Below are 5,437 nucleotides of genomic sequence, written 5' to 3'. Positions count from 1 at the left end.
AGCGGGCGGGGCGCTTCCGCTCGCCGGGGGACGGGGAGATCGATTTTAAGCGGATTTTTAGCAAGCTCACCGAGTACGGCTATGCCGGCTGGGCGGTGCTGGAGTGGGAGTGCTGCCTGAAAGAGGCGGAGGCCGGCGCCCGCGAGGGCAGCGAATTTATCCGCCGCCATATCATTCCGGCCTCCGGGCGCGCGTTTGATGATTTTGCCGCCGGAAGCGAGGTCCAGGGATGATCCGGGTCGGCATTATCGGCAGCGGGTTTATCGGTCCGGCGCATATTGAGGCGCTGCGCCGGGTGGGCGATATTGAGGTGGTGGCGCTGGGCGACCACAGCCTGGCTCAGGCCGAGCAGAAGGCCCGGCAGCTGAGCGTGGCCCATGCCTACGGCAGCGTCGAAGGCCTGCTGGCGCATCCGGGCCTGCAGGTGGTGCACAACTGCACGCCGAACCATCTGCATGCTGAGATTAATCGCCAGATCCTGCGCGCCGGGCTGCATGTCTTCTCGGAAAAGCCGCTGTGCCTGCGCCCGGAGGAGGCCCGCGAGCTGGTGGCGCTGGCGGAAAAGGCCGGGGTGGTGCACGGCGTAAGCTTTGTCTACCGCCAGTTTGCGATGGTCCAGCAGGCGGCCAGCATGATCCGTGAGGGGCTGGTCGGGCGGCTGTTTTCGGCGCACGGCAGCTATTTGCAGGACTGGATGCTGCTGCAAACGGACTACAACTGGCGGGTGGAGTCGGCGCTGGGCGGGGCGTCGCGGGCGATGGCGGATATCGGCTCGCACTGGTGCGATACGGTGCAGTTTATGACCGGACGCCGCATCACCGAGGTCATGGCCGACCTTTCGACGGTGTGGCCGACCCGCCGGGCGGCTTTGCAGGGCGATGCCACCTTCAGCCAGCAGGGCGACGGTCGGGGCGATGAGGAGCGGGAGGTGGATACCGAAGACCGCGGATCGGTGCTGGTGCGCTTTGATGACGGCAGTAAAGGCTGCTTCAGCGTCTCGCAGGTGAGCGCCGGCAGGAAGAATCAGCTGACGGTTGAAATCAGCGGCAGCGCCTGCGCCCTGGCGTGGGATCAGGAGATCCCCCAGCGCCTGTGGGTTGGCCAGCGCGACCGGCCCAATCAGACCTTCAGCGATGACCCCTCCCTGATGCAGCGCGACGTTGCCGGCAGCGCCCACTTCCCCGCCGGCCACATTGAGGGCTGGCCAGACGCCTTCAAAAACATGATGCTGAGCTTCTACCAGGCGGTGCGGGCCGGGGCGATGCCGGATGCGCGCTCCCGGCGGTTCGCTTCGTTTTATGAAGGGGCGGACGTGATGTATATCGTTGAGGCTATTTTGCTCAGCCATCAGCAGCTGCGCTGGGTCAGCGTAGAGCGGTAGTAAGGGAGATGCGCCACCTCGGGTGGCGCATGGCCGGGCTATTTCACCCCGAGATAGCCATCGAGATAGGCGCCGGAAAGCTCGCGGCCAAACAGTTGGGCGTCCTTATCCTCCATCGATGAGGTCCACTTATCGTCCGCCTTACCGTCAAAAGAGTGCTCGGTCTTCGTCCCCTGGCTGGCCTGCTGCTTAATCTGCTCGGCCCGGCTTCTGGCATCGCTTTCACTCATTCCCGCCGCGCGATCCGCTTTGCCGAGCTGATAGATTTTGCTGAACGTCGGCAGATTTAAGCGGTAATTATCCTGGACATTGACGGCAAAGTTGCCGCCGACAAAATCGGAGCGGTGGGAGACAAAATAGTAGGCGTGGCGCTCGGGCGAAGGCTTTGAGGCGCTGCAGCCGGAAAGAAGGGCCGCCGCGCAGCCGAGAGCGATAATCGTTGATTTTAATTTCATTGGTAACATCATCCCTAATTATGAGTTTATTAACTAATTGAAAATATAATAATTATCTATTTATTGAAGGCACAGCTAACGCACCGCTGGCGTCTTCTTTGAGCCCTATTTTGCATAAAAAAAAGACAGCGTAAACGGCAGAAGATAAGAGCCCTGATAATTGATAGTTTTCGCCGCGGCCAGCCCGGCGAAGGATTTTACGGCCCCGGCGTGCCATCGCGCCGCTCCCGACGACGCTGGATGCCTGCGGCACGCTCATTTATGATAGCCTGCGTCATATTACGCTTATCACAGGAAGTGCAGCCCCTATGTCAATTCAGAAAATTGCTCGTCTGGCGGGCGTCTCGGTGGCGACGGTATCGCGCGTGCTCAACAACAGCGAGACCGTTAAAGCGAAAAACCGCGAGCGCGTGCTGCAGGCAATTGAGGAAAGCAACTATCAGCCCAATCTGCTGGCCCGCCAGCTGCGCACCGCCCGCAGCTACATGATCCTGGTGATGGTCTCAAATATCGCCAATCCCTTTTGCGCCGAGGTGGTGAAGGGGATAGAAGAGGAGGCCGAAAAGCACGGGTATCGTATTTTGCTCTGCCACTCCGGCTCCGATTTGGCGCGCTCGACCTCCGGGCTGCGGCTGCTCTCCGGGAAAATGGTCGATGGCGTGATTACGATGAACGCGCTCGCCAGCCTGCCGGAGCTGACCACGCTTATCGGCGACGCGCCGTGGGTGCAGTGCGCTGAATACGCCGACGCCGGCAATATCTCCTGCGTGGGGATCAACGATCTTGACGCGGCGCAGGGGGCGGTGCTGCGCCTGGCGCAGGGCGGTCGCCAGCGAATCGCCCTGATTAACCACGACCTGAGCTATCGCTACGCCCGCCTGCGCGAGCGCGGCTATAAAAGCGTGCTGCACGTGCGGGATCTCAGCTATCAGCAGGTGGCCTACGCCAGCGATCTCAGCGCGGCGGCCGGAAAGGCGGCGATGGAAAGCCTGCTGGCGGCAAAAGAGCGGCCTGATGCGGTTTTTGCGGTGGCGGATTCGCTGGCCGCCGGCGCGCTGCGGGCCATTGCCCAGGCCGGACTGCGGGTGCCGGAAGATATCGCGGTGATCGGCTTTGACGGCACCGAGCTGGCGGAGATGGTCTCGCCGCAGCTGACCACCGTTGAGCAGCCGTCGCGCGATATTGGCCGCACGGCGGTCACCCTGCTGCTGAAGAAAATCGATAACCCGACGGCGGAAGCCGAGCGGGTGATGATGGACTGGCGCGTGATTACCCGCGCCAGTACCTGAGGTCAGGCGCCGATATGCCCCGCCAGCGAGCGAATGTCGTTGCCGGTAGGCGACTGGTGAATGCGCAGGCCAAACTCGTCGACCACGGCGAAGATGTGGTCGAAAATATCGGCCTGAATGCTCTCATACTCCGCCCACACCACGGTGCTGGTGAAGCAGTAGATCTCAATCGGCAGGCCGTTGGCATCCGGGGCCAGCTGGCGCACCATCATCGTCATATCTTTACGCAGCCGCGGATGGTTGCGGAGATACTCCTGCATATAGGCGCGGAAGGTGCCGATATTGGTCATCTTGCGCAGGTTCAGCACCGAGCGATCGGCGGCGTTTTGCTGATTCCACAGGCTGATTTCCTCATGACGCGAGTCCATATAGGGTTTCAGCAGCTTCGCCTGTACTAAACGCTGCTGCTCCTGCTCATCGAGAAAATGGATGCTGGTGGTGTCAATATTCAGGCTGCGCTTAATTCGGCGGCCGCCGGACGCCGACATGCCGCTCCAGTTTTTAAAGGAGTCAGAAACCAGCGACCAGGTCGGCACGGTGGTGATGGTGTTATCCCAGTTGCGGACTTTGACCGTCGTCAGGCCGATATCGATAACCGCGCCGTCGGCGCCGTATTTCGGCATCTCCAGCCAGTCACCGAGCTTGAGCATGTCGTTGGCGGAGAGCTGGATACCGGCCACCAGGCCGAGAATCGGGTCCTTAAACACCAGCATCAGGACCGCGGCCATGGCGCCAAGACCGCTAATCAGAATGGCCGGCGACTGGCCAATCAGCAGCGAAATCACCAGAATCCCGATGATAATGGCGCTGACCAGCTTTATGCCCTGGAATATGCCCTTCAGCGGCAGCTGCGATGCGGTGGCGAATTTTTGCGAGAGGTTGAACACCACGTCCAGCAGCGAGAAGAAGGACAGCAGGGCATATATCATTACCCACAGCTGAGCGCAGGTGGTTAATATCTCCGCGGCTTCGCTGCCTTTTTGCAGCCACAACACCGCCTGCACGTTGACGATAATCCCCTGAAGGGTAAAGGCCAGCCGATGAAACAGCTTGTTCTGGGTAATGATCTGCAGCCACAGGTGGCTGCTGGCCTGCGCGCGCTTTTCGAAGGTCCGCAGTACCACCTTGTGCAATATTAAATGGACAACAATGGCGGTCAGAAAAATAATGCCAAAGATAATAATGAGCGAGGTTGTCGGGGTAATTTTGATGCCGGCTGCGGCGATTTGCGATATTAATTCCTGCATAACGTCTCCTTTACATCCAGCGGTTATGATGACCGCTGGATGCCTGTTATGCAAATCTCCGGCTGCGCGCCGATGAATTATGAGGCGACGACCAGCGGGCGAATATTCAGATGATGGCGCAGGCGCAGGGCGATGGCGCCGAGCAGCAGCATCATCACCACCTCAACCGCCAGAAAGTCGATCAGCGCCAGCGCGTAGTCGCCGCCGCTGCGCCGGGCGAGAGCTAAAAAGAGCGAGCCGAGCAGCGCCGGGCCGAGCCCCAGCGAGGCCTGCTGCAGGGTGCTGAGGATCGCGCTGCCGGCTCCGGCGTCGCTGGCGCTAATGTCGCGCATCCCGATACGGTAAAAGCTGTTGACGATCAGCGCCTGGCCGTAGCCGACCAGCGCGGTAGCGGGCACCAGCGCCAGCGTCGAGGTGCGGATGCCGAAGTGATAAAAGGTCGCCATCAGCAGCAGCAGGCCGATAATCTGCACCGTCAGGCCGATCAGCAAAATTCGCCCCATGCTGTAGCGGGCAATCAGCTTTGGCGCGTACAGCGCGGAGACGAAATAGGCCACCCCAAGGGCGATAAAGCTGTTGCCCGACTGCCACGGCGCCATCCCCATTCCGGCCTGCATGGTCAGCGCCATGCAGAACATAAACCCGGACCAGGCGCTGAAAAACAGCAGGGCGGTCGCCATGCCGAAGCGAATGCTGGTGAGCCTGAGCAGGCGCGGAGGCAGCAGCGGCTGCTCGTCGCGGCGCTGTTTGCGCAGCGCGCTCGCGCGCATCCATACCAGCAGCGGCAGCACCGCCGCCAGCATCAGCTGCAGCGTCCACGGCCAGTGCAGCTCCGGCCCCAGCGCCATCGGGAACAGCAGGCAGCAGAGGATCAGCGCCAGGCTGAAGGTGCCCTGCCAGTCGATTGTCGAGTGGCCTTCGCGCCGCGTTTCCGGCACGTAGCGCTGGCTAAAGGCCAGTACCAGCAGGCAGATCGGCACGTTGATAAAGAACGCGTTGCGCCAGCCCAGCCCGGCAATATCCGCCGAGACCAGCCAGCCGCCGCCCATCTGGCCGACGATAAAC

6 protein-coding genes are annotated in these 5,437 nt (G+C 61.2%); 3 read left to right on the top strand and 3 right to left on the bottom strand.

Annotated elements, in window-relative coordinates; genetic code table 11:
- Both PFH44_RS24590 and PFH44_RS24585 read left to right on the top strand, forming a co-directional pair.
- The coding region (locus PFH44_RS24590) for a sugar phosphate isomerase/epimerase family protein (RefSeq protein ID WP_283826453.1) at positions 1 to 233 on the top strand (233 nt) is incomplete at its 5' end.
- Positions 230 to 1,381 carry a Gfo/Idh/MocA family protein gene (locus tag PFH44_RS24585; RefSeq protein WP_283826452.1) on the top strand — a complete coding sequence of 384 codons (1,152 nt, stop codon included), beginning with the start codon at positions 230 to 232 and terminating at the stop codon, positions 1,379 to 1,381. The genes PFH44_RS24590 and PFH44_RS24585, both read left to right, overlap by 4 nt.
- Positions 1,382 to 1,419: 38 nt before the next feature.
- Here the strand turns inward: PFH44_RS24585 and PFH44_RS24580 are convergent, their stop codons facing one another.
- A complete protein-coding gene (locus PFH44_RS24580; protein WP_045854365.1) occupies positions 1,420 to 1,836 on the bottom strand; it encodes an Exc2 family lipoprotein in 417 nt (138 codons plus the stop codon).
- Positions 1,837 to 2,144: 308 nt separating this feature from the next.
- Here PFH44_RS24580 and PFH44_RS24575 point away from each other — a divergent pair, with 308 nt between their 5' ends.
- The gene (locus PFH44_RS24575) at positions 2,145 to 3,125 is read left to right on the top strand and encodes a LacI family DNA-binding transcriptional regulator (RefSeq protein WP_045854366.1); all 981 of its coding nucleotides are present in this window, start codon (positions 2,145 to 2,147) and stop codon (positions 3,123 to 3,125) included.
- A 2-nt stretch (positions 3,126 to 3,127) separates the two neighbouring features.
- Here PFH44_RS24575 and PFH44_RS24570 read toward each other — a convergent pair whose 3' ends face one another.
- Together PFH44_RS24570 and PFH44_RS24565 are read right to left on the bottom strand one after the other, a co-directional pair.
- Complete coding sequence (locus PFH44_RS24570; RefSeq protein ID WP_283826451.1) at positions 3,128 to 4,372, bottom strand: mechanosensitive ion channel family protein; 1,245 nt, start codon at positions 4,370 to 4,372, stop codon at positions 3,128 to 3,130.
- Positions 4,373 to 4,449: 77 nt separating this feature from the next.
- On the bottom strand, positions 4,450 to 5,437 hold a 988-nt coding region (locus tag PFH44_RS24565; RefSeq protein WP_283826450.1), incomplete at its 5' end, for an MFS transporter.

The organism is Klebsiella sp. Ech2A (genome assembly GCF_030078455.1).
Classification (GTDB): Bacteria; Pseudomonadota; Gammaproteobacteria; order Enterobacterales; family Enterobacteriaceae; genus Klebsiella; species Klebsiella terrigena.
This window is presented reverse-complemented; position numbering and strand designations above follow the sequence as displayed.